This window comes from Spirosoma arboris (genome assembly GCF_009754945.1).
Classification (GTDB): Bacteria; Bacteroidota; Bacteroidia; order Cytophagales; family Spirosomataceae; genus Spirosoma; species Spirosoma arboris.
Genome location: NZ_WPIN01000008.1, coordinates 215,769 through 239,516 on the forward strand (window position 1 = coordinate 215,769; position 23,748 = coordinate 239,516).

21 protein-coding genes are annotated in these 23,748 nt (G+C 45.9%); 6 read left to right on the plus strand and 15 right to left on the minus strand.

What is annotated here, in order from left to right:
• Positions 1-197 precede the first annotated feature (197 nt).
• From GO755_RS21785 to GO755_RS21815, 7 genes are all read right to left on the minus strand, one after another.
• The gene (locus GO755_RS21785) at positions 198-1,565 is read right to left on the minus strand and encodes a TldD/PmbA family protein (RefSeq protein ID WP_157587403.1); all 1,368 of its coding nucleotides are present in this window, start codon (positions 1,563-1,565) and stop codon (positions 198-200) included.
• Between the two features lie 11 nt (positions 1,566-1,576).
• On the minus strand, positions 1,577-3,217 hold the full coding sequence (locus tag GO755_RS21790) for a TldD/PmbA family protein (protein ID WP_157587404.1): 1,641 nt from the start codon (positions 3,215-3,217) through the stop codon (positions 1,577-1,579).
• A 464-nt stretch (positions 3,218-3,681) separates the two neighbouring features.
• Positions 3,682-5,043 carry a TldD/PmbA family protein gene (locus tag GO755_RS21795; RefSeq protein WP_157587405.1) on the minus strand — a complete coding sequence of 454 codons (1,362 nt, stop codon included), beginning with the start codon at positions 5,041-5,043 and terminating at the stop codon, positions 3,682-3,684.
• Positions 5,044-5,058: 15 nt separating this feature from the next.
• The gene (locus GO755_RS21800; RefSeq protein WP_157587406.1) at positions 5,059-6,699 is read right to left on the minus strand and encodes a TldD/PmbA family protein; all 1,641 of its coding nucleotides are present in this window, start codon (positions 6,697-6,699) and stop codon (positions 5,059-5,061) included.
• Between the two features lie 46 nt (positions 6,700-6,745).
• Entirely contained in the window at positions 6,746-7,147 is a 402-nt protein-coding gene (locus GO755_RS21805) for a GxxExxY protein (RefSeq protein WP_157587407.1), read from the minus strand.
• Between the two features lie 8 nt (positions 7,148-7,155).
• A complete protein-coding gene (locus GO755_RS21810) occupies positions 7,156-8,490 on the minus strand; it encodes a TldD/PmbA family protein (RefSeq protein WP_157587408.1) in 1,335 nt (444 codons plus the stop codon).
• Positions 8,491-8,579: 89 nt separating this feature from the next.
• Positions 8,580-10,238 (minus strand): TldD/PmbA family protein, encoded by a 1,659-nt coding sequence (locus GO755_RS21815; RefSeq protein ID WP_157587409.1) that lies wholly within the window; start codon positions 10,236-10,238, stop codon positions 8,580-8,582.
• A gap of 215 nt (positions 10,239-10,453) precedes the next feature.
• Between GO755_RS21815 and GO755_RS41875 the strand changes: the two genes are divergently transcribed.
• On the plus strand, positions 10,454-10,576 hold the full coding sequence (locus tag GO755_RS41875) for a hypothetical protein (RefSeq protein ID WP_262887027.1): 123 nt from the start codon (positions 10,454-10,456) through the stop codon (positions 10,574-10,576).
• A gap of 6 nt (positions 10,577-10,582) precedes the next feature.
• Here GO755_RS41875 and GO755_RS21820 read toward each other — a convergent pair whose 3' ends face one another.
• From GO755_RS21820 to GO755_RS21835, 4 genes are all read right to left on the minus strand, one after another.
• Positions 10,583-11,605, minus strand: a complete 1,023-nt coding sequence (locus GO755_RS21820) for a lipase family protein (RefSeq protein ID WP_227687043.1) — start codon at positions 11,603-11,605, stop codon at positions 10,583-10,585.
• A 269-nt stretch (positions 11,606-11,874) separates the two neighbouring features.
• Positions 11,875-12,960, minus strand: coding sequence for an ATP-grasp domain-containing protein (locus tag GO755_RS21825; RefSeq protein WP_157587411.1), 1,086 nt, complete (start codon positions 12,958-12,960; stop codon positions 11,875-11,877).
• A 379-nt stretch (positions 12,961-13,339) separates the two neighbouring features.
• Positions 13,340-13,801 (minus strand): DinB family protein, encoded by a 462-nt coding sequence (locus GO755_RS21830; protein ID WP_157587412.1) that lies wholly within the window; start codon positions 13,799-13,801, stop codon positions 13,340-13,342.
• 126 nt (positions 13,802-13,927) lie between these two features.
• Entirely contained in the window at positions 13,928-14,632 is a 705-nt protein-coding gene (locus tag GO755_RS21835; protein WP_317165934.1) for an esterase family protein, read from the minus strand.
• A gap of 147 nt (positions 14,633-14,779) precedes the next feature.
• Here GO755_RS21835 and GO755_RS21840 point away from each other — a divergent pair, with 147 nt between their 5' ends.
• Positions 14,780-15,655, plus strand: coding sequence for an alpha/beta hydrolase (locus GO755_RS21840; RefSeq protein ID WP_157587413.1), 876 nt, complete (start codon positions 14,780-14,782; stop codon positions 15,653-15,655).
• Between the two features lie 20 nt (positions 15,656-15,675).
• A complete protein-coding gene (locus tag GO755_RS21845) occupies positions 15,676-16,494 on the plus strand; it encodes a glycoside hydrolase family 16 protein (RefSeq protein ID WP_157587414.1) in 819 nt (272 codons plus the stop codon).
• A 97-nt stretch (positions 16,495-16,591) separates the two neighbouring features.
• Here GO755_RS21845 and GO755_RS21850 read toward each other — a convergent pair whose 3' ends face one another.
• From GO755_RS21850 to GO755_RS21860, 3 genes are all read right to left on the minus strand, one after another.
• Positions 16,592-17,500 (minus strand): hypothetical protein, encoded by a 909-nt coding sequence (locus GO755_RS21850; RefSeq protein WP_157587415.1) that lies wholly within the window; start codon positions 17,498-17,500, stop codon positions 16,592-16,594.
• 80 nt (positions 17,501-17,580) lie between these two features.
• Positions 17,581-18,492 carry a hypothetical protein gene (locus GO755_RS21855; RefSeq protein ID WP_157587416.1) on the minus strand — a complete coding sequence of 304 codons (912 nt, stop codon included), beginning with the start codon at positions 18,490-18,492 and terminating at the stop codon, positions 17,581-17,583.
• Between the two features lie 41 nt (positions 18,493-18,533).
• Positions 18,534-18,743, minus strand: a complete 210-nt coding sequence (locus GO755_RS21860; RefSeq protein WP_157587417.1) for a hypothetical protein — start codon at positions 18,741-18,743, stop codon at positions 18,534-18,536.
• A gap of 211 nt (positions 18,744-18,954) precedes the next feature.
• Here GO755_RS21860 and GO755_RS21865 point away from each other — a divergent pair, with 211 nt between their 5' ends.
• A complete protein-coding gene (locus tag GO755_RS21865) occupies positions 18,955-20,667 on the plus strand; it encodes a hypothetical protein (RefSeq protein ID WP_157587418.1) in 1,713 nt (570 codons plus the stop codon).
• A gap of 26 nt (positions 20,668-20,693) precedes the next feature.
• Here GO755_RS21865 and GO755_RS21870 read toward each other — a convergent pair whose 3' ends face one another.
• Positions 20,694-21,728 (minus strand): aldehyde dehydrogenase family protein, encoded by a 1,035-nt coding sequence (locus tag GO755_RS21870; RefSeq protein ID WP_157587419.1) that lies wholly within the window; start codon positions 21,726-21,728, stop codon positions 20,694-20,696.
• Between the two features lie 133 nt (positions 21,729-21,861).
• Between GO755_RS21870 and GO755_RS21875 the strand changes: the two genes are divergently transcribed.
• Entirely contained in the window at positions 21,862-22,212 is a 351-nt protein-coding gene (locus GO755_RS21875) for a 4Fe-4S dicluster domain-containing protein (RefSeq protein ID WP_157587420.1), read from the plus strand.
• Positions 22,213-22,565: 353 nt separating this feature from the next.
• Complete coding sequence (locus GO755_RS21880) at positions 22,566-23,735, plus strand: porin (RefSeq protein WP_157587421.1); 1,170 nt, start codon at positions 22,566-22,568, stop codon at positions 23,733-23,735.
• Positions 23,736-23,748 lie beyond the last annotated feature (13 nt).

A 23,748-nucleotide genomic window follows, 5' to 3' on the forward strand; every position in this document is an offset into this window, starting at 1 on the left:
AAATTTAGAATTTAAAGACAGGAATCGACTTGTTAGCCAATGTTTGTTGACCAATTGCGAATAAAAGCCAAATCATTAAAAAAAGCTTGCGTTAAATTTTGGAAGGTAAAAGACTAATTTAAACGGCGTTCCGAATTAAACGATAAGGGAGCCATACTGCTCGTATGACTCCCTTTTAATCTAGCGTTCTTTTAAATTTAAACCGCGTCCGATAAGCTCGTAAAGGTAAAATCCCTGGCTTTTACTGGCGGAATCAGATTGCCTCCCACCCGCATCGGTGTACCTAATGCTTCAACGTTGTTCAGGACAATGACTGCACTTTCGTTGAACCGGAAGTTCTTGATGGGAAACTTGATCTGGCCATTTTCAATGTAAAATGTTCCATCGCGGGTCAGGCCCGTTTGCAGCAACGTTTTTGGATCGACCATACGAACGTACCAAAGACGGGTGACTAAAATGCCCTTATCTGTGCTTTTGATCAGATCGGCCAGCGATTGACTGCCCCCCGCCATGATGAAACCAGTAGGTGATGGCGTTGCTTTTACTCCTTTCTTATCGGCCCAGAAACGGGAATAGCTCATATTTTTCACGACGCCATTCTCGAACCACGTTATTTTCTCTTGCGGACGACCGTCGCCAACGGCTCCTCCTCCGCCGAGAAACGAGCCCGTGCGGTTTCGGCCTTCACCAGCAAAGGGTTCGCTTGGGGCTTCCAGATTCATTGGGTCTGAATAGATGGTTACCCGTTCGTCAATGAGCTTTTCGCCCAGGCGGGTTCCTCCCCCTTTTTTACTTAGAAAACTCCGGCCTTCGTCAGCCAGACGAGTATCCATACCCGACATCATGCTCTGCAATAACGTACCCATTGCGGTGGGTTCCAGAATGACCGTGTACTTGCCAGGCTCTAATGCCCGAGCGTTAGTAGACGCCAGTGCTTTCTGCATAGCAATGCCGGTCACCGAACGAGTTTTCAATTTCGATATGTCATTGAAGTCGCGGGTAACATAGCCTGAACCAGTTGCATCGGCTGTCCGAACTGTAACTGAGAAATCGACCGACGTTGCTTTGTTGTACCCAAATAGACCTTTACTGTTGGCGATAGCCGAGAAACCAGTTGTATCCTGCATAAAACCAGCTGCGCTGAGGTTCTTTTGTTCGCAGGCGTCAACACTGTCGAAAGCAACCTGAGCCCTAAATTCCGAATCCATCTTGGCCGTATTTTCCGAATACATTGGCGTTTCGAGATACGTCTGTGGCCCAATCATGGGCATGTATTCTGGGTTTTCAGGAGCTAGTCTGGCAATTTCTTCAGCGCGCCGAACGGTTCGTTCAAGCGCCTTATCGTTAAACTCATTGATCGTCGCCGAACCCATCCGTTTGCCGATACCAGCCGTAACCAACAACGACATATTGTCTGATTCACCGCCGGAGGAAACGCTATTGAGCGCATACCGAATGTTACTCGTACGGCCTCCGCCCAGACTAACACTCATTTCGTCGGCTTTGGAATAAGACAGCGCTTTTTCCAGAATTTTCTTTGCTTCTTCTTTAGATATGATGGACATGTCGAGGAGGGTTAAATTTTTCGTCCAGTGTTGAGTACGTTGACACCATTAAACCGAGCTGTTGAGCTACCGTGGGAAACCGAGTTGATTTGAGCAGGCTGACCTTTGCCGTCGAAGAAGGTGCCCCCCATACGATAGTCACGTTCATCACACACTTTCACGCACGAGTTCCAGAATTCCTGCGTATTGGACTGATAAGCCACATCCCGAAGCATACCGGCAATCTGACCATCTTTGATTTCGTAGAACAACTGACCGCCAAACTGGAAATTATACCGCTGTTGGTCAATGGAATACGAACCATCGCCAATAATATAAATCCCTTTCTTAACATCCTTGATCATCTCATCGACCGTGAGCCGCTCTTTGCCCGGCGCTAACGAAATATTCGCCATCCGCTGAAACTGAACGGTACTCCAGCTATCGGCATAGCAACATCCCTGCGACTCGGTTTCGCCTAACATGTGTACCTGATCGCGGATGGCCTGATAGTTGACCAGAATGCCGTCTTTGATAATATCCCATTTCTTGGTTTTCACGCCTTCGTCGTCCCAACCAACATCGCCCAGCGATCCCGGCTGCGTTTTGTCAGCGAAGAAGTTGACTTCCTTGCTGCCATAGTTGAAGTTTTTTGACTTCCATTTGTCGAATGTTGCAAACGAAGTACCGGCCAAATTGGCCTCATAACCTAATACCCGATCCAACTCCGTAGCGTGCCCTACCGATTCATGAATCGTTAAATAGGTGTGCGAAGGGTCCAGTATTAAATCCCATTTGCCTGGTTCTACCGACTTGGCTTTCAGCTTAAGGCGAGCTTGTTTAGCGGCTGCTGTCGCGTCTTCGAGCATGTCGTACCCCTGGTTATACCGGGTTGTCACGCCTGTTAGTTTGTCTGTGGGATTGGTTTGCAGGTAGTCGTAACTTCGACCCATCGGCGCACTCAGAGACTCTCGGGTTGCCATCAGACCACTCGATTTATCAACAGCCGTAACGGTGAAGTTTGGCCAAATTCGGTGTACATCCTGATCGATATACGAGCCATCGGTTGAGGCAAAATACTTCTGTTCATTGATCATGAACAGGGTCGAATTCACAAAATCGGCACCATTGCTCATGGCTGCTCCATTAACAGCCAAGAGCAAATCCGTTTTCTCTTTGACCGGTATCTCAAATGAATGTTTCTCGACTTTCGTCTTCCAGGAAACTTCGCCAAAGCCTTTCTGTGGGGCAAGTTGTACAGGTTTTTTCATTAGCCTGGAATGGGCTTTGGCAAAAGCAACCGCTTTTTCGGCGGTTCTGGCCACGTCGTCTTCACTTTGCGTTTCGCCCATAGCGGCAAATCCCCAACAGCCATTGGCAATGACACGCACACCCACGCCAAACGACTCCGTGTTGATGATGTTCTGCACCTTGTCCTCACGGGTCATGACGTACTGATTCAGATAGCGGGCAATTCGGACATCGGCGTAGGTTGCTCCTTTGGCGGTTGCTGCATTCAGGGCGACATCGGCCAGTCGTTTCTTAATGGCGATGTCAAGGCCGGGCTCCAATAATTCTTCAGCGGTGACAGTTCGGGCAAGGGCTGGTATTTTGGGCATAAAAAGACCAGCAGCGCCCAACCCAAGGGTTTGAGTAAAGTCTCGACGATTCAAGTTGTATTCCTCCTATATGGTTAAATTAAGCGAAAATGAGTAGTCAGCTTTAGTCTAAATGGAGGTGAGGAAAGATTGTGGTATATTCTAAAATCGACTTAAATTATGAAATTAAATATCTATAAAAAATGAATAACTTATAATTAATTTTGAGTTAATGTATATAGTCAACTAATTATTTGTTTATTGATAAAATGCGAAAAATTAATGTAACATATTTGTATTGATTCGAATTCTAAGGAGTTTTCCAGGGTAATAATAGACGTAACTTATTTATAAATAGATAATTACTTATTGTGGTTGTATCCTCGGTCTGTGTCCTTACAAAACGCCTGTTTGACAGTCTTATTCAAAGCGTTCTGTGAGGACACAGACCGAGGATGCAACCGAGAAAAACACCAAAAACAAAGGCCGTTATCTTTCGATAGCGGCCTTTGTTTTTATATCAATTGAATCGGCTAAACCTATACGGCATCCGACAAACTCGTGAACGTAAAGTCCCGAATCTTCATCGGTGGAATCAAATTGCCACCCGCCCGAACTGGTTTGCCCAACGCTTCTACGTTGTTTAGCATGATGACCGGACTTTCGTTGAAACGGAAATTCTTGATCGGGAATTTGATCTGGCCGTTTTCGATGTAGAACGTACCGTCACGAGTCAGGCCGGTGTATAGTTGTGTTTGTGGATCAACGGCCCGGATGTACCAGAAGCGCGTCACCAGAATGCCTTTGTCCGTGCTTTTGATTAGATCTGCCAGCGATTGGGTGCCACCCAGCATGATAAAACCACCCGGAGCAGGGATGGGTTTAACTCCCTTTTTGTCAGCCCAGTAGCGAGAATAATACATGTTTTTGACAACACCATTCTCGATCCATGTCCGTTTTTCCTGAGGCAGCCCATCACCACCGCCACCACCGAAACGGCCCTGACCACCGCCACCACCTCCTCCGCCGAATGGCGAGAGTGGTAACTCGGCGTTCATAGGATCGGAAATGAACGTAACGCGCTCGTCAAAGAGTTTTTCGCCGAGACGGGTGCCGCCCCCTTTCTTGCTCAGGAAGCTCCGGCCTTCGTCGGCATTACGGGCATCCATGCTACGCATCATGTTCTGAAGCAACTCGACCGAAGCGGTTGGTTCCAGAATAACCGTGTATTTGCCTGGCTCCAGCGCCCGCGCACTTGCCGATGCCAACGCTTTTTGCATGGCTATTTCGGTAGTTGCCTTGGTATTGAGTTTGCTGACGTCGTTTACATCTGGGTTAGCATAGCCTGAACCCAAACCATCGGCCGTCCGAACCGTAATCGAGAAATCAACTCCAGTAGACCGATTATAACCGAATAAGCCCTTGCTGTTGCCAATACATGCAAAGCCAGTTGTGTCTTCCATGTATCCAGCTGCCGTCAGGTTCTTCTTTTTGCAGGGATCGATACTATCGAAAGCGGCTTTGGCACGGAATTCCGGATCAATTTTGGCTGTACTTTCTGAATACGTTCCCGTCTCCAAATAGGTTTGAGGCCCTAACATGGGCATATACTCTGGGTTTTCGGGAGCAAGTTTGGCGATTTCTTCGGCCCGACGAACGGTCTTTTCCAGCGAGGCATCGTCAAACTCGTTTATGGTAGCCGTTCCAGAACGCTTACCATAAACGGCTGTTACCGCCAGAGACAGGTTGTCCGATTCGCCACTGGTCGAAACCGAGTTGCGTGCGTACCGAATGTTGCCCGTACGATTCCCATTCAGGCTAACACTCATTTCGTCGGCTTTCGAATAAGCCAGCACTTTATCGACTATTTTTTTTGCTTCTTCCTTCGTTAAGATGGCCATCTTTTTAGTTGCTGACTAGATTTTTCGGGCTGTATTGATCACATTAACACCGTTGAAACGGGCTGTTGCACTGCCGTGCGAAACGGCACTTGATTGCGAAGGTTGTCCTTTCCCATCGTTGAACGCACCGCCTAGTCGGTAATCGCTCTGGTCGCAAACGGCCACGCACGAATTCCAGAACTCCCGTGTATTAGCCTGATAGGCGACATCTTTTAACATCCCGACAATCTGACCATCTTTGATTTCATAGAACAACTGACCGCCGAACTGGAAGTTATACCGTTGCTGATCAATCGAGAAGGAGCCATCACCGATGATGTAAATGCCCTTTTTGACATCCTTGATCATGTTCTCGACCGACAAAGGTGTTTTGCCTGCTTCCAGCGATACGTTGGCCATCCGCTGGAACTGCACCGAACTCCAGTTATCGGCATAGCAGCACCCCTGCGATTCTTTCTCGCCGATGATATGCACCTGATCACGGATAGCCTGATAATTTACCAGAATACCATCCTTAACCAGGTCCCATTTCTTGGTTTTTACACCCTCATCATCCCAGCCAACCGCACCCAGCGAATATTGCTGCGTTTTATCGGCCACCAGATTTACTTCTTTACTGCCGTAGTTGAAGTTTTTTGATTCCCATTTGTCCAGGGTAGCGAAACTGGTTCCGGCATAATTGGCTTCGTAGCCCAGTACCCGGTCTAGTTCGAGGGGGTGACCAACCGATTCATGGATCGTAAGCCACAGGTGTGAAGGATCGAGAACGAGGTCATATTTGCCCGCTTCTACCGACTTCGCCGACAATTTTTCTTTGGCCTGTTTCGCGGCTAAAGTAATATCTTCCAGCATATCGTAGCCCTTATTGTATCGGGTCGTAACGCCGGTTTGCTTGTCACTTGGATTAACCTGAAGGTAGTCGTAACCCATACCCATTGGTGAACTCAACGAGTTGCGGGTCGAGAATTTTCCGTTCTGAGGATCAACAGCCGTTACGGTGAAACTCGGCCCAATCCGGTGAATGTCCTGATCGGCATAGGTGCCGTCGGTTGAGGCAAAATACTTTTGCTCGTTTACCTGGAACAACACGTTATTCACGAAGTTGGCACCGTTCTGCATAGCCGCAGCATTGCAGGAAAGCAACAAATCGACTTTTTCCTTAACGGGTACTTCAAAGGCATTTCGCTTGATGGGGGCTTTCCAGCTTACTTCACCGTACCCTTTTTGTGGGGCTAACTGCACCGGTTCAGTTAACAGTCGGGCATTTGCTTTCGCAATAGATACTGCCGTTTTGGCTGCCTGCGCGACAACGGATTCATTTCGGGCATCGCCTACAGAAGCAAAACCCCAGCAACCGTTGACAATGACACGAATACCAACGCCAAATGATTCGGAATTGATAATGCCCTGTACTTTGTTTTCACGCGTCAGGACAAACTGATTTAGATAGCGACCAATCCGCACATCGGCATAAGTAGCGCCCATTGATTTGGCTGCGTTCAGAGCTGCATCGGCTAAGCGTTTCTTCACGGCCACATCCAGGCCAGGTTCCAGCAGGGCTTCGGGAGAAACTGAACGGGAAAAAGCGGGTAGGGAGGGTATCATAATACCCGCAGCTCCCATGCTTAGTAGTTGGTTAAAATCTCTTCGATTCATGTTGTTTTATTTTGGTCACAGAGATACACAGAGAAGACACAAAGATTCACAGAGAAAAATTTGTGAGTCGTTTGATCCCATCTCGCAGCATCTTGACGCGAAAATTGATAAGTAAGCCTAAACGGTGATTGCCAAATTTAAGATAGGTTAGAAGCTGCGCCACATGAAGGTCATTCAATGCTTCTACAGTTTTAAGTTCGGTAACGGGTTGATCTTCAACTAATAAGTCAAGTCGATAGCCATGTTCCAATACAATGTCTTTATACACAATTGGCATCGGTTTTTCCCATTCGACGTAAAGCCCAGAGGCTTGAAGTTCATAGCATAGACACTCCTGATAAGCCGATTCAAGTAAACCTGGCCCTAAAGCCCGATGTACCTCAATTGCTTTCCCAATTGTAACAGTTGCTAAATGATCTTCTGTGGATCTTAGGGTGTCTCCGTGCATCTTTGTGGTTAAACCGCGTCTGACAAGCTTGTGAAGGTGAAGTCTCTGATTTTCAGTGGCGGTACTAAATTGCCTCCAATACGAACCGGTTTTCCCATGGCTTCGAGGTTATTGAGCATGATGACCGGACTTTCGTTGAAGCGGAAGTTCTTGACCGGAAACTTGATCTGGCCGTTTTCAATATAGAACGTACCGTCGCGGGTCAGCCCGGTATAGAGCAGCGTTTGCGGATCAACAGGACGGATGTACCATAGCCGAGTAACGAGAATGCCTTTCTCCGTACTCTTAATCATGTCAGCCAGCGATTGTGTGCCGCCTTCCATAATAAAGTTGCCTCCGGGAGGAATTGCCTTAACGCCTTTCTTTTCAGCCCAGTAACGGGAATAAGGCATGTTTTTTACGACGCCTTTTTCGATCCAGGTTATCTTTTCCTGCGGACGACCATCGCCACTGAAAGCACCGCTCGGTACTTCCATGTTGGTCGGATCGGAGTAAATGGTGACGCGTTCATCGAAGAGTTTTTCGCCTAGACGAGTACCGCCCCCTTTTTTACTTAGGAAGCTCCTGCCTTCATCGGCATTACGGGCATCCATCGACCGAACTAACGCGACCATCAGCGACGCATCGACGTTCGATACAAGCGCTGCGGGTTCCAGAATAACCGTGTATTTGCCTGGCTCCAATGCCCGTGCGCTCGACGATGCCATTGCTTTCTGCATGGCTATTTCGGTCATGTTTTTCGTGCTGAGCTTCGATACGTCGGTTACGTCCTGAGTCGCGTATCCTGAACCCAAACCGTCGGCTGTGCGCACGGTGATCGAAAATTCGACTGATGTCTCCCGATTATACGCGAACAACCCTTTGGTATTCCCGATGGCATTGAACCGGGTGGAATCCTCCATGTATCCGGCTGCAGTCAGGTTCTTTTTCCGACACGGATCAAGACTTTCGAAGGTAGCCTGCGCCCGGTAATCCGGGTTCATTTTGGCGGTATTTTCGGAGTATGGGTCCGTATTCAGATACGTCTGAGGCCCTAGCATGGGCATGTACTCTGGATTTTCGGGGGCCAGTTTGGCAATTTCTTCGGCCCGACGAACGGTCTTTTCCAGCGAGGCATCATCAAATTCATTGATGGTGGCTGTACCTGAGCGTTTGCCATAAACCGATGTTACCCCTAAAGACAGGTTCGTACTCTCTCCGCTGGTCGAAACGGCATTACGGGCATACCGAATATTTCCCGTGCGTCCTCCCGACAGGTTGACACTCATCTCGTCGGATTTCGAGTAGGAGAGTACCTTGTCTATTATCTTTTTTGCTTCTTCTTTGGTTAAGATGATGGCCATGATTTTAGTCGATAGTTATCAGTCGATAGTCATTAGTTAATAGGTCGTTACTGATCGCAACGGCGGGGCTAATGACTATCGGCTAAAACTTATATTTTCCGTCCTGTATTGATTACGTTGACGCCGTTGAAGCGAGTGGTAGCACTACCGTGCGAAACGGCACTAACCTGTGAGGGCTGACCTTTGCCATCGAAGAACGAGCCGAACGTACGGTAGTCGTCTTTGTCGCAAAGCTGGGCGCAGGAATTCCAGAACTCCTGAGTGTTGGACTGGTAAGCCACGTCGTCGAGCATGCCAGCTATTTCACCGTTCTTGATTTCGTAAAAGAGTTGACCCCCAAACTGGAAGTTATATCGTTGTTGGTCAATAGAATACGAGCCTCGACCGATGATGTAAATGCCTTTGTCAACGCCTTTGATCATATCGAAAACAGAGCGCTTTTCAGAGCCCGGCTGTAATGATACGTTCGGCATCCGTTGAAACTGTACTGAATCCCAGTTGTCGGCATAGCAGCAACCGTTCGATTCTTTCTCGCCCAGAATAGCCGCCTGATCGCGGATGGCCTGATAGTTGACCAGAATGCCGTCTTTGATCAAATCCCACTTCTTGCAGGGAACACCTTCGTCGTCGTAACCAACGGCCCCCAACGAACCTACTTGCAGTTTGTCGGCCACAATGTTGACTAGCTTACTACCGTAGTTGAACGTCTTGGATTTCCATTTATCCAGCGTAGCGAAACTGGTTCCGGCGTAGTTGGCTTCATAGCCCAATACGCGGTCGAGTTCGGTGGGGTGGCCGACCGATTCGTGGATGGTTAGGCCGAGGTGATTGGGATCTAGTACAAGATCGTATTTGCCCGGCTGAACGGTTTTGGCCGTTAATTTTTCTTTGGCTTGTTTCGCGCCCAGAATCGCGTCCTCAAGCATGTCGTATGAATTTCGGTAGCCAACCAGACCATTGGGCGCCTTTATTTTTTCGGAATCTAAACCGTCTAAATACTCGTAGCCCATACCCATGGGAGAGCTGAGCGCATCGCGGGTTTTGAACTTTCCGGCAGCCCGGTCGACGGCCGAGATCGTGAACGTCGGCCAGATACGATGCACATCCTGATCAATGTAGGAGCCATCGGTCGAGGCAAAGTACTTTTGCTCGTTAATAAAAAATAGGTTCGATGTAACGAAAGCAGCCCCGTTTTTCATGGCTTCTCCATTCACATTCATCAGCAAATCAATCTTCTGCTGAACAGGAATTTCGAACGCATTTTTCTTGATTGGAGTCTTCCAGGTTACTTCACCAACTCCCTTCTGTGGAGCCAGTACAACCGGTTCTGTCTGAAGTTTGGCATTCGCTTTAGCAATGGCTACGGCTGTTTCGGCACACTTGGCAATGGCGTCGGGCGTTACGTTGCTAGTAGCGGCAAAGCCCCAGGTTCCATTCGCAATAACCCGGATACCTACGCCAAACGATTCGGCGCTGGTAATGTTCTGTACTTTAGTTTCGCGAGTAAAAACGAATTGTTGCAGATACCGTCCAATACGAACGTCGGTGTAGGTTGCGCCCTTACTTTTGGCTGCATTGAGGGCAATGTCGGCTAAGCGTTTCTTGGCGGCATTATCGATGCCCACACCCCGGCCGCTGGCTTCAAGCAGGTATTCGGCCGATACTGGATTGCCAAATACGGGCACACCAGCTGTTAGCAGGCCACCAATGCCTAAGCCAGACAACTGGATAAAATCTCGTCTTTGCATGTACAAGAAAGAAGATGGTCGTTGATGATAGAGTTTACTATACTCTCAGAAAAAGCACGAATATGGCTAAAAAACGCGAACCGATTAATATAGAAGTTTTATTTTGTGACGAATGGTGAACCCATTGAGGACAAATATTCCCAATAATATTCGGTAAAATTGCTCATATGCAGTTTATTCGTTTAAAGCAGAAACAAAGAAATTTAACCTTAACTATGGCTATTTATACTCAGCAGTTTGAGGAGTTTTTTCAGGACGTATTAATTTCAATTCACGCAAGTATTCGTGACCTGGAGGAGAAGAAACGTTCGCAGACCGAAACGCCAAACCGCATTTAGAAAGGCTTATTTATTCTTCAATTGCTCGAACCAGTTTAACGATCGACGCATAAATATCACTTCAGTAGGAACGTGAAATCCTGTTGCTAGGGCAACTAAACTCAATTTTGACGAACCCTGCTGTTTCATAGCGGTATAGGTTTGTAGGGAAGTCAAAAAAGGAATAATTTCATCCTGTTGGCTATGAATCAGTTGAGTAGGCGTTTGAGTAGACCAGTTGGTTAGGTCATTGTCATTCAGTGCTTTTCGAAACGAAGAGGATGGGTTTAATACATCAGCCTTGAACTGGTCTGTACATAGTTGGTCGAAGCTAGCTGTAATTGACCGAGCATTATCTATCGACTGGGTAATCTGTTCAGCATAAGGCGATTTAAAATAGTAGCTGATTGGTTTATTGAGGGCGTAAATACGATCATAAGATAGCACCTCCCAGATATAGAGATAGTTGGCAACCCCTCCGCTTGTTTGCTTTTTAGTCAGATAATCAAAAAAAGCAGGCATAGCATATGGCCCAGCTCCACAACTTGAGCCCGCCAATTGAAATTCGGTGCTATACGTGTTCTCCAGAAGCTTTTGGGCGGATAATGTAGCGTAGCCCCCTTCTGAGTAACCAGCTAAAAAAACTTTACCTGCCCAGGTAAGGCTTTTTTGCGCCAAAAACTCTTTTGTTGCCAGAAGCATATCGACGGTTGCGTTGGCTAGACTCTGGCGGTATTCATAATCGTGGGGAATCTTGTCCGTAATTCCGTAGCCAATGTAGTCGGGACAGGCAACAATGTACCCGTGTGTAGCGAAGTAAAGCGGATAGGAGAAGCTCGGTGATGCAAAATTAGTGCCCGATGGCGCTTCAGCATTGGAGTAAGCAGTAGGGTGCTGGAAACTGAGCAAAGGATAGGCTTTTTTTGTTTCCGTAAGTTGACTGGGCAAGTACACTATGCCTGAGGCTGTAATGGGTGTTCCATCGTAGAGAGTGGTTTGATACGAAATTCGATTAATACTTACCTGGTAGTCGGCTGGTTGGTAAATCAATGAGTCATTACTTGAACTTAATCTTTTCAGAATGCTATTGTCGTAGAAAACAATCTGATTTGTACTAACTAATACTGGTTTTCTGACTACTGGTATGGGTTGGCAGGCTAAAAAAAATAGAAACAAACTATAAATTAGGTACTGTACTGGTTTATTCATAACTCTCATTTCGGGTTTTACGAAAGAATCTTTCGCACATACCCATTACCAATGATCGTGCCGTGACTGATCATCACCAGTCACGGCACGATCCAATTAGTGACAAAATTCTATTTCTTAGCTTTCTTAGGCTTCTCTTCTTTTACTTTTTCGGCCTTTGGTGCTTTTTCAGCTTTGGGCGCTTCTTCTGTTTTAGGGCCTTTTGTTGACTTAGCCTCTTTTGGAGTGGCTGCTGGTTCCTGATTGATTACAGATCCACGTACAAACGTTCCCCAAGTCAGGTTGTCTTTGCCTTTTTGCGCTTTTTTCGCCCGTTCGATGGCCATGTTGGCAGCAGCTTCGACTACCCAGTCAAAATTCTCCTGTCCAACCGAATGGATATCAGCATCTGGAGCAGGGTTGCAGAAATCAATGGCGATGGGGATACCGTCGCGTACTGCAAACTCAACCGTATTGAAATCATAACCGAGGCCGTGATTTAATTTCAGTACGTAGTCGGTCATTGTGGCTAGTAACTTCTTGCCAGCATCGCCGGTAGTTTGCATTTGGGCCGCGTAACGTAGGTGATGCGGGTTGCGTGGCTCGTAGGGCATAATACGAACGTCTTTGCCGCCAATGCAGTAACACCGGAAATAATCGGTAAAGTCGATGGCTTCCTGATATAGCATAACAAGCTGACCAGTTTCGTCATATGCCTTAAACATCTGATCAGGATTGTCGACTTTATAGACGCTTTTCCAGCCACCGCCCGCATGAGGCTTCATAAAGGCAGGGAAGCCAATATGCTGAAAAATACCATCCCAGTCCATGTGTTTCAGGTTGCGAAACGAATTATGGTTGGTATCGTCTGGACGCTCTTTTGAAGGCAGTAAAATGGTTTTAGGTACCGGAACACCAAGTTGAACCGCCAGTGCATTATTGAAAAACTTCTCGTCGGCACTCCACCAGAACGGGTTATTGACAACGGCTGTACCAGTCAAAGCTGCATTTTTTAGAAATGCCTTGTAGAATGGGACATCCTGCGATATACGATCGATAATTACTGCGTAATCGGTTGGAACGCTTTGTTCCACTTGGTCAATGCTTACAAATTCAGCCGGAAATGCGCTTTGTTTCTCGTTGACTCGATCAACAAAAGCCTGTGGAAATGTATTTTCCTGGCCAAAAAGAATTCCTATTTTTGATTTCTTGCTCATAATGAATTAGTTAAGTGCTGAGTAAAGCAATGTTGATAAACTGCGTATTCACAACTTAAAGTGTTTGTATTTCATTAACCGGAGCAAGTTGCAGTTGTTAGGCCAGAAAAACAAAAAGCTCCGTTTTCAATTACGGAGCTTTTTGTGGAACAGAAAAAAGTCAATTGTACAATACCGAACATACGTAGTTACTCAGAATGAAGCCTTGGTTATTACGACGTTGAACATACATATGTAAACCTTTAGAGGTGGAACGGAAGTTGGGACGAACAAGTGTAAATGTTAGCATAACATAACTTTGAGTTTAAGGTGAGATTATTAGTAAACGACTTCATTGCTATGAGTTAATTACACAAAGAATATAAAATTGAATAAAAGTTTATAATAATGTTTTTAAATGGTGCTCTAAGTGTATAACATAGTCTTCAATAAGCCAACCTAATGTATGCAACTGCCGCACATCAGCAGGCTGAATTGCCTGTGAAATCTGAATTGATCGGTTTAGTGTATCGGTCGGAATGGCTTCGGCAACAGCTAAAATTTGCCTGTTCAGACTACTCCAAAGTGTTAACAGATGAGCCAGAGGAAGCTTTTGATATTGATTGACAACAACTAGTTTGTTCTGGTTGTACGATTGAATTAGATAAGAACCCTCAGCAGACTGGGCATCTGTAAACCGCTTCAGATTATTAATAGCAGAATCAATCAAATGCCCCAGTATCTCTTTCCGAGACCATTTACCTGGGAGATGATCTGTTAATTCAGGTTCAGAGAAATTAACCAGCCGGGAGGGCACTTCGTCAATATGATTGCGAAGGCGAGTAAGAGCGTCGGTAAGCATATTGATGTGCTTAAGTAAATTTTTAACCACAGAGGCACAGGGAAAGAAGAGCTGTAAAAGACTACTAGTCAGATTAATACAATTCTACGTTCCCTGTGCCTCTATGCTTAAAAATTTACTCTTATTTTAGATTTTGCTTAAATACCTTGGAAACTGGTCTTTCCAGACAGGCCAGTCATGATTACCCCAGGGACTAACATCCAATTGATGACGGATTCCTTTACGACTCAGAATCCCCGACATTTGATAATTATCCTCTTTACAAAAGTCGTATTCCGACGTTCCCAGTATAATGTTCATGTGATAGAACTCATTATTCTGAGCATTGGGGAGGAAATCCGGTGGGTTGTTGAAATAGACGTTATCATCGTAATATCCACTCAAAAACGACCGGATGTTGAACGCTGCGCCCATAGTAAGCAAATGCCCAACCTGCTCTGGGTGCCGGAACGCAAAATTCAGTGCGTGATAACCTCCGAACGAGGCACCGGAGACGCCTATTTTCTGGACATTACACTCCCGCTGAATACCCGGAACCAGTTCTTCGTGCAGGAAACGGTCATACAGAACATGATTCCAGATGCGGGTGCCGGGGTGCAGGTGTTTGGCATACCAGCTATCGCGATCAATGCTGTCAATACAATACAATTTTACCTTTCCCGTCTCCACAAACCAGCGGGCAGTTTCGGTTAAGCCGAAGTCTTTGTATTCATAATAATGGCCCATAGAGGTTGGAAATAGCAATACTGGATATCCCCAGTTGCCATAAACCAACATCTCAATATCACGACCCAAGTGATGCGAATACCATTTGCGATAATCTTGCTGCACGATGCTAGTTGGTTGATGAGAACGTTGAAAATTTCGGTTGAAAATAGAACAAATAGCTGGCTCCGACAAAAAAGGTAAAGGCGTGCATCGAAAAAAATGCCTACTTTGTCGTTTGTGAAGATTATCATTTTGTTATTTCTTGCGCTTATGGCTGACCTTATACCAGCTCAAACCTGCGCCGAACCACCCACCGTAACGGTCCGGCACGATGATTCATTATACTCCGTTCCTCTCAAACGAATCGTTCATTTAGACATCGTATTGCCGCCTGGTTATCAGGCTTCCAGCAGAACGCATCTTCAAGAACACCTGCCGATTCTGTACCTCAACGATGGACAGGATTTAGCTCGATTGAAAATGACGTCTGTTCTGGATTCGCTCTACCAAAAACGAGTCATTCAGCCGTTTGTGCTTATTGCCATCCACGCAGGCGACCGCATTCAGGAGTACGGTACAGCAGCCCAGGCCGACTATATGAATCGGGGTAGTAAGGCAGGTTTGTACACCGATTTTATATTGACTGAACTACTGCCATACCTCAAAAAACAGTACCATATAAGTGCTACTCCTGCACAATCGGTAGTTGCCGGGTTTTCGTTGGGCGGTTTGTCGGCTTTTGATATTGTCTTTCATCATCCTGAGCAATTTTCCAAAGCAGGCATATTCTCGGGTTCGTTCTGGTGGCGTAGCAAAAGTACGGAAGATGGTTACCGAGACGAAACCGATCGAATTATGCACGATCTGGTTCGAAAAGGGAAGTATAATAAACACCTCAAATTCTGGTTTGAAACGGGTACTGAAGACGAAACCAGCGATCGTAACAATAATGGGATTATCGACTCCATCGACGATACGACCGATCTGATTGATGAGTTGGTAAAAAAAGGCTATCATCGTGACCCCAACGGCGCTCATTCATCCGACATTCGATATGTTGAAATCAACGGCGGGAAACATAATCAGGAAACCTGGAGTGCGATTATGCCGGACTTTCTGACATGGGCGTTTCCAGCTAACAAGTAACCTCTACTTTCTAAACCACCATGAAGAACCTGTTGCTGTTGAAAACTATAGCCATTGCTATTTTGCTTGCCTGTAAAAGCCCCGATGTTGCCATGCCAGACAGCAAAACAGCCAGCCTGGTAGCTCCTAGGCTGATCTGGTCGGATGAGTTTACTAAAAACGGTTTGCCCGATTCAACTAAATGGACCTACGACGTGGGTGGAAACGGGTGGGGAAATAATGAGTTACAATATTATACGGCAAGACGTCCTGAGAACGCCCGGATCGAAAACGGTAAACTCATTATTGAAGCTCGGAAAGAAACTTATGAGGGTAAAAACTACACGTCAGCCCGGTTGCTGACAAAAACTAAGTGGGAACATGGCAGGATTGAAGCGTTGGCCAAATTGCCTTCTGGGCGGGGTACGTGGCCTGCCATCTGGATGTTAGGCGAAAAGGTTGCTACGGCCGGCTGGCCTCTCGGCGGTGAAATTGACATTATGGAGCACGTCGGTTTCGATGAAGGTGTTGTTCATGGCACGGTGCATACAGAAGCCTATAATCATGTGAAAGGCACGCAAAAAGGCCAGCAGATAATTATTAAAGACGTTACGAGTGCCTTTCACCTCTACGCAATCGAGTGGACTGCCGACCAGATCGATTTCTTCGTAGATAACCAAAAATATTATACTGTGCAGAAGTCAGTTCTAGGCAACGAAATAGCACAATGGCCCTTTGAGCAACCATTTTTCCTGATCCTGAACATGGCCGTTGGGGGCAACTGGGGTGGTCAAAAGGGCGTTGATGAAAGTATCTGGCCGCAGCGTATGGAAGTCGATTATGTAAGGGTGTACCAGTAAGATAAAAAGGAGGAGTCCACTGGCCAATGACTGCATCCATAATATGAAGTTTAGGCGCAGTTGAAAAGTTTTAAGTGGAGCGATAGTACAAGGGCGATTAAAACCGAAATACCAGACCTGCCCCGACTGCCACACTGTTCATGGCTACGTTAAAACTTAAGGCTTGATTTGGTTGGGAAGTGGTAGAATTTACTATAGTGCCATCATCCTTGTAGTCTGTGATAACAACACTGTTGGTAGGTTTTCCCGCAACTACGTTGTTGCTGGTAACTTCAAGTCTTTTTGGCTTGAAGGATTGATTGTAAGCCACCACTTCGACAAAACCCCGAATGGCCTGACTCAATCGAAACTGAATCCCCAAGGCAGCTTGGTACCCCAGTGCCAAGGAGTTTTTTGTGTATTTACTGGTGGTTGAAAACGTACTGCTGACCCCATTGTTAGGAAGATCAAGCGAGTTATCTACCGTTGTATAATCCATTACGACTCCTCCTACCAAACCGAGCCGGTTATAAATATAGTAGGCTGGTCGGGAGAGAGCTTTGAAGGTAATGTTGGGTATAATGGACAAGACCTGAAGTGTTGTGCTCGATGAGTTTGTGTACGTATAGGAACCATCACTATAACTGTTCGTGATCTTTACCGGTGACCCAAACAGGATATCGGCATCAATGCCCACATTGATGAAGTCGCTGGCGATCAGGCCAACTCCAACACCAGCGCGTGGACCAGCTCCCAACCCTTTATTCGTTGTTTTAAATGGAAATGCAATACCAGTCTGACTTTGCGACTGACTGTAATTGATCTGCACCCCTGGCGTTAATAAGCCATACAATCCATACACTTTTACATACAAAGGAGACTCGGCAGCTTTGGTCTTGCGTGGAGCACCCTCTGGTGCAGCGGATCTGTCCGACTGGTTCAGAGAATTTGACGCAAGGGTGGACTGGGCTTGTATCGTTACAGCATGCATAAGCAAGCCGATGAGAAGCATAATGAATCGATTCATGGTTGGCAGATTTGACGGTTTATCTAAGATTTACAACCTATCACGGGCAATGAGAATTAGAGTGACTAATTGGGCTGTAACTAAAACCGGAATACAAGCCCAGCCCCTACGCCTACACTGTTGATCGCTACATTAAAACTTGGCTGCTCGTATGGGTTGGATTTATTATAGTCGCCCAGATCTTTAAATTCGGTAGTGGAACTCTGAACAGTAGTTACTCCACTTTTTGTACTGGTAGTGGAAGCCTGAAGTTCTCGGGGTTTGAAGGATTGATTGTAAGCCACCACTTCGGCAAAGCCCCGGATAGATTGACTCAACCGAAACTGAATCCCCAGGGCAGCTTGATATCCCAATGCCAGGGAGTTTTTTGAGTAAGTAGTGTTGCCTACAGATGTAGTGACTGCTCCTTTAGAAGGGGTTTCAAGAAAATTACTAGTAGTCTTGTAATCCAACACAACTCCTCCTATTAAACCGAGTCGATTGTAGATGTAGTAGGCTGGTCGCGAGAGGGCTTTGAAGGTGATGTTGGGCATAATGGACAAGACCTTCAGCGTTGTGGTTGTCGAAATATTATAGAAGCTAGCTGAACTATTGCTGCCTATAAAGACATTGTTGTCAACCTTGAGCGCTGTTCCGAAAAGGATATCGGCATCAATTCCAACGTTGATGAAATCACTGACTATGAGACCAACTCCGATACCAGCGCGTGGACCAGCCCCCAGATGCGTATTGACTGGCTTGTAAGTGGTGGGTAAATTGATTTGACTTTGCGACCCACTGTAATTGATCTCTGTCCCTGGTGTCAGCAGGCTGTAAAACCCATACGCTTTTAGGAAAAAGGGAGCCTCAGTGGCTTTAGTAGTGCGGGGAACTGTCTCTGTCGTCGTAGATTCGTCTGAACGGTCGGCCGTGTTTAAGACAGCGATCGGTTGAGCCTGAGTTGCTGAAATCCGTAGTAGTAGGCCAATGAGTACAAGAACATATCGATTCATAGTAATCAAGATTTGCTTAGGTAAAGGGCTGTACTTTTAGTCTAATCCGCATGATTGCCATTCCACCTCAAACTTGACGACAGTTTTAGGAGGATCAGGCCAAAGCTTATTCCCTGAATCATGACGATAGTGCCAACTACCTCCTGTATACGGTCGAAACTCTGAATAGAAAAGGGGGTAGACTCTGGTTTACGTTTCTTGCAGGACAGCACCACACCCAGCAATAACAGTATACTGATGGAGTTTTTCATGGTCTGTGCAACTTCAAAACAACGGCGGTAAATTAACCCGTCGTTCGATACAAAGGTTTATCCTTTGATTGAACGGCGATGTATTTGCCAGCATTTGCACCTGCCGTTTGTGGCTGGGCGCTAGTTTTGTTTGTTCTAAATCCAGTAGAGCTTTCGTTGATCATTGTCAAATTCAGTATCTTACCATCTGTAAATCAACCTGAACTTCCTGATGAAATACTGTCTACTCCTTTTATTTGGGCTGTTTGCTGCAATTGCGCACGCCCAAACGACGTTCTCCATCTCTTTTCCAGATGCCCAGAGTAAGGTTGCTCTTGATGGGCGAGTACTGCTCATTCTGGCCAAAACCAATAAATCTGAACCTCGTTTTCAGGTAAGTGACGGCGTCGAAACGGCACAATTATTTGGCATTGATGTGAATGCGTTGAAACCCAGTCAACCTGCTATAATCGATGCCAGTGTATTTGGTTACCCGAAACGGAGTTTGAACGATCTGGCTCCGGGTGATTATTATGTGCAGGCCGTTTTACACAAATACGAAACGTTCAAGCGTAAAGATGGGCATACGGTAAAGTTGGCGATGGATAGAGGAGAAGGCCAAAATTGGCGAATCGCTCCCGGCAATCTTTTTAGTAAGCCACAGAAAATCAGCATAAAAGCTAAAGTAAAACAAGGGATTACTGTGATCATGGATCAGGCAATCCCGCCGATACCAGAACCAAAAGACACGAAATATGTGAAGCATATTAAAATTCAGAGTAAGCTTCTGACTGAGTTTTGGGGACGCCCCATGTTTCTGGGAGCCCATGTACTCATTCCGGCCGGATTCGACGAGCATCCCGAAGCGCGTTATCCGCTCTGCATTTTTCACGGCCACTTCCCCTCCGATTTTTCGGGTTTCAGCGAAACACCTCCTCCTGCCAATATGGATACAACCGATTATAGCAAGCGGTTTCATATTTATGGGTATAAGAAAATTGTGGCGCAGGAGGCCTATGATTTTTACAAGAAGTGGACAAGCAAGGACTTTCCCCGAATGCTCATTATTGAGATACAGCATGCTAACCCATACTACGACGATTCGTACGCTGTCAACTCCGAAAACCTAGGTCCTTATGGTGATGCGATTATGCATGAACTATTGCCTGAAATTGAAAAACGATTTCGGGGGATTGGTCAGGGATGGGCGCGATTTACTTACGGAGGATCGACAGGTGGCTGGGAGGCTTTGGCTGCACAGGTGTTTTATCCTGACGAATTTAACGGCTGTTTTGCGGCTTGCCCAGATCCAATTGCCTTTGATGCGTACACTGTATTTAATCTCTACAAAGACAAAAACGCGTACTATTCTGAAGGACCGTTTCGACGCACACCCCGGCCTGGTCAGCGCAACTATTTAGGACAAATGCAATGGACAGTTGAGGAAACGAACCATCGCGAATTGGTCGTTGGCACACATAATCGATCCGGGGATCAATTCGACATTTGGGAGGCTGTTTTTTCGCCCGTAGGAGCCGATGGGTATCCAAAACGTGTCTGGAATAAGCTAACTGGCGAAATTGATCCAACCGTTGCGGCTTATTGGCGTGAACACTACGACCTGATGCACATTCTGAAGCGTGACTGGAAAACGCTTGGCCCAAAAGTGACCGGTAAGATTCACATTTACTGCGGAGATATGGATAATTATTTTCTTAACAACGCAGTCTATCTAATGGAAGATTTTCTAAAAAGCGTTAAAAACCCTCCTGCCAGTAGCGAAGTAACTTATGGCGACCGTGCCGAACATTGCTGGAATGGCGATCCGACACAACCGAATCACATTAGTCGCCTGCGCTACAATACGATGTATGTAGATAAAATTATGAAGCGTATCGAAGAGTCAGCTCCTAAAGGGGCCGATTTGAAAAGCTGGCGGTATTAATGTCTATAGAGACCGGTTGCCGGTCTCTATAATGTTGCCAGAAATTTCATCGTATCTACGCCATCGGCATAATCACTTAAACCAGGACGTTGGGTTTGCCCAAAAGCAACACTTCCAGGGTACCAGCCTCTTGCTGAAGCTACCACCTGAATCTGACTGGCGTGGTTAGAAAGCCAGCTTGATACATCGGCTTGCGTCTGGTAAGTTTGATAATACAGAACAGAGATGGGGGAGACCAGGCCAGGGTTTTCCGTTACCAGCAAATAGCCGTTGTCGAGGTGAGGAACGGCGTTAATGAGGTAAATGGATTTATTATAATCATAGTTATTCTGGTACTTATGATTATTTAGATAAATGGAAGCCTGGGGTTCCAGCGTTCGTAAGAGCGGTATAAAGTCGTACTCCTCCGGCACAAGCAAAGTCGATACATTACGGCATCCCAGACCATAATAATCGGAAATATCATGGCCGAGTTTCAGAAACTCATCTTCACTTTCTTCACCCATCAATAGTCCTACTGATGTCCGGTTTTTGCGGATAAGATGTGGTTTTTTAGCAAAGTAATACTCAAAATAACGAGCTGTATTGTTACTGCCAGTAGCAATGTAAGCATCGGCCGCATTTAACCGCTCAGCTTCTTCAATCCACTCGTCAAATGTTGGATTAATCTCCTTTAATTTTTGTATTAAATAGTGGATTAGTACAAAATCTTGTGTGCTCAATTTAGCTAATAGCTTGTGGCCACTCATGAGTACACAGAGTAGATCGTGAAATCCAACAGCGGGGATATTGCCCGCCATAACAACGCCCACTTTACGGGGCTCAGCATGTGGATGAGAAGCGAGTATAGCCTGATATTGACCTATCCAGGCTGTAAGTCTGTCTTCCGGCAGAAACTGGTCCGCAATAGCTCGTAAGGCGTTCAGTGAGTTGTTGGGTGTAAAAAAATTGTTCTTATGATAAGCCCGTTGAGCAATTTCGTCAAGTTCGGGTTGCGCACTGGCTGAGCGAATAAAGTCGCCTAGAGCCACGAACGTTTGCAAGCGTTCTGATTGAAGCATGAATTAGATAAACAAATGGAATACACCATCAACTAATGTAATGAAATATTAGTTTGCGGTCAACCTTTAAATAGTTATATTTGTTGTTCAATTTAGAAAGTTACATTTTTAGCATATATAAATCAGACTGCTCATGGCAATCATGATCACCGACGAGTGCATCAACTGTGGTGCCTGCGAACCCGAATGCCCTAACACGGCCATCTACGAAGGCGGGGTTGAATGGACTTGGAGTGGAGGAACCGAATTAACCGAAGTCGATTTTGGTGATGGTACAATTGTGAGTGGTAAAGCTCCGCAATCCCCGGTTTCAAACGAGTTTTATTATATTGTATCGGATAAGTGTACTGAGTGTATGGGCTTTCATGAAGAGCCCCAGTGTGCAGCTGTTTGCCCAGTAGATTGTTGCGTGCCCGACCCTGAGCATGTAGAAGAAGAAGAAACTCTATTGGCGAAGAAGGCGTGGTTGCACGCTGAAGCGTAAAACTATAGTATACTAAAAATATCTGGCAATGCCCGATCAGTGAACTGATCGGGCATTGTTGTTTTATACCATTTATTGGCCTAAACCAGTCGATTTTGAGGCCGAAATCTGTTAACTTCCTACAAGAATAATATTTGGCGAATTGCTTCTGAAGCCAAATAAATTAAAAAATTTTATTTTGGGCTATTTTCAGTATTTATGATGGAATGAATAGCATATTTTCAATAAAATTGACTAAAAAACACAAAAACAGGTATTTTTTTTGGACTATAACTTGCGTAGGATAATTTCTATGACAACATTTGCTCAGAAATACAACATACAACGGATCTTTCCCCCGCCAAATTATTAGTATGAAAAAAGCAATTTTACTTATTAACTGTTTGTTTCTTGGTTTTGCTGCTCAAGCGCAGGATTCTACTAGTGCTACTCCCGGAAAATTCACTTTCTCCGGTTACATGGACACCTATTATTTCGGCAACTTCAACAACCCAAAAAGCCAATCGAACTTAGGTTTGAATGGTTCTGGCGTTGGTAATGCCCGGGCGTTCGATCAAAAGGCCGGTCAGTTTGGTATTGGCTTGATTCAGGCTAAGGCGGTTTATTCAGCCAGCAAGGTTGATGCTGTTATGGATCTGACGTTCGGAACGTTTGCTGACCTAGGTAACTATGGTAACAATGTAGGTTTGCTGGGTACGCCAGGTTCGACAGCTTTAGCCATCAAACAGGCCTACATCGTTTTTAAAGCAACCGACAAATTATCGTTCACTGCCGGTCAATTTGGTACTCACATCGGTTACGAAGTAATTGATGCTCCGCTTAACTACAATTACTCGCTCTCCAACCTGTTCAACAACGGACCCTTCTATCACATTGGTTTAAAAGCCCAATATGCGTTTAGCGACAAAGCTTCGTTAATGGTCGGCCTGGTGAACAACGTCGATAACCTGGTTGATAACAATAAAAAGAAAGGCCTGATCGGTCAGTTCTTTTTCTCGCCTGTTTCGGGCTGGAATGTCTACCTGAACGCTATTGTATCTAACGAAGCTTCGCAGGATGTTACGTCAGGAACGACAACAGTAAAGGCTGATGATGCAAACTACCAACTCTTCGATCTGACGACAACGTATCAGATTACACCAAAGTTTTTCCTGGGTCTGAATGCAGCCAGTGGTTCGCAAAAGGGTGATTATCAAGGGGTAGGCGGTCCAGTAACGTCGAAGAGCTGGGGTGGAGTTGCTGGCTATGCTAACTACGCGTTCACTGATAAATTTGGCTTAGGTGTTCGTTACGAAACGTTCGATAACAAGAATGGAGCTCGCGCACTGACAGATGCTGCTGGTAATGGCGCCAGTGTTAACTCGATTACGGTTACAGGTAATATCACCGCTGCTGACGGTCACGTACTGCTCAAACCCGAATTGCGGATTGATAGCTACTCGGCCAACAAATTTGAGAAAAATGACGGCTCGCTTACAACCTCACAAGCTACGCTTGGTATGGCCGCCATCTTTAAATTCTAATACAAGTACCTCG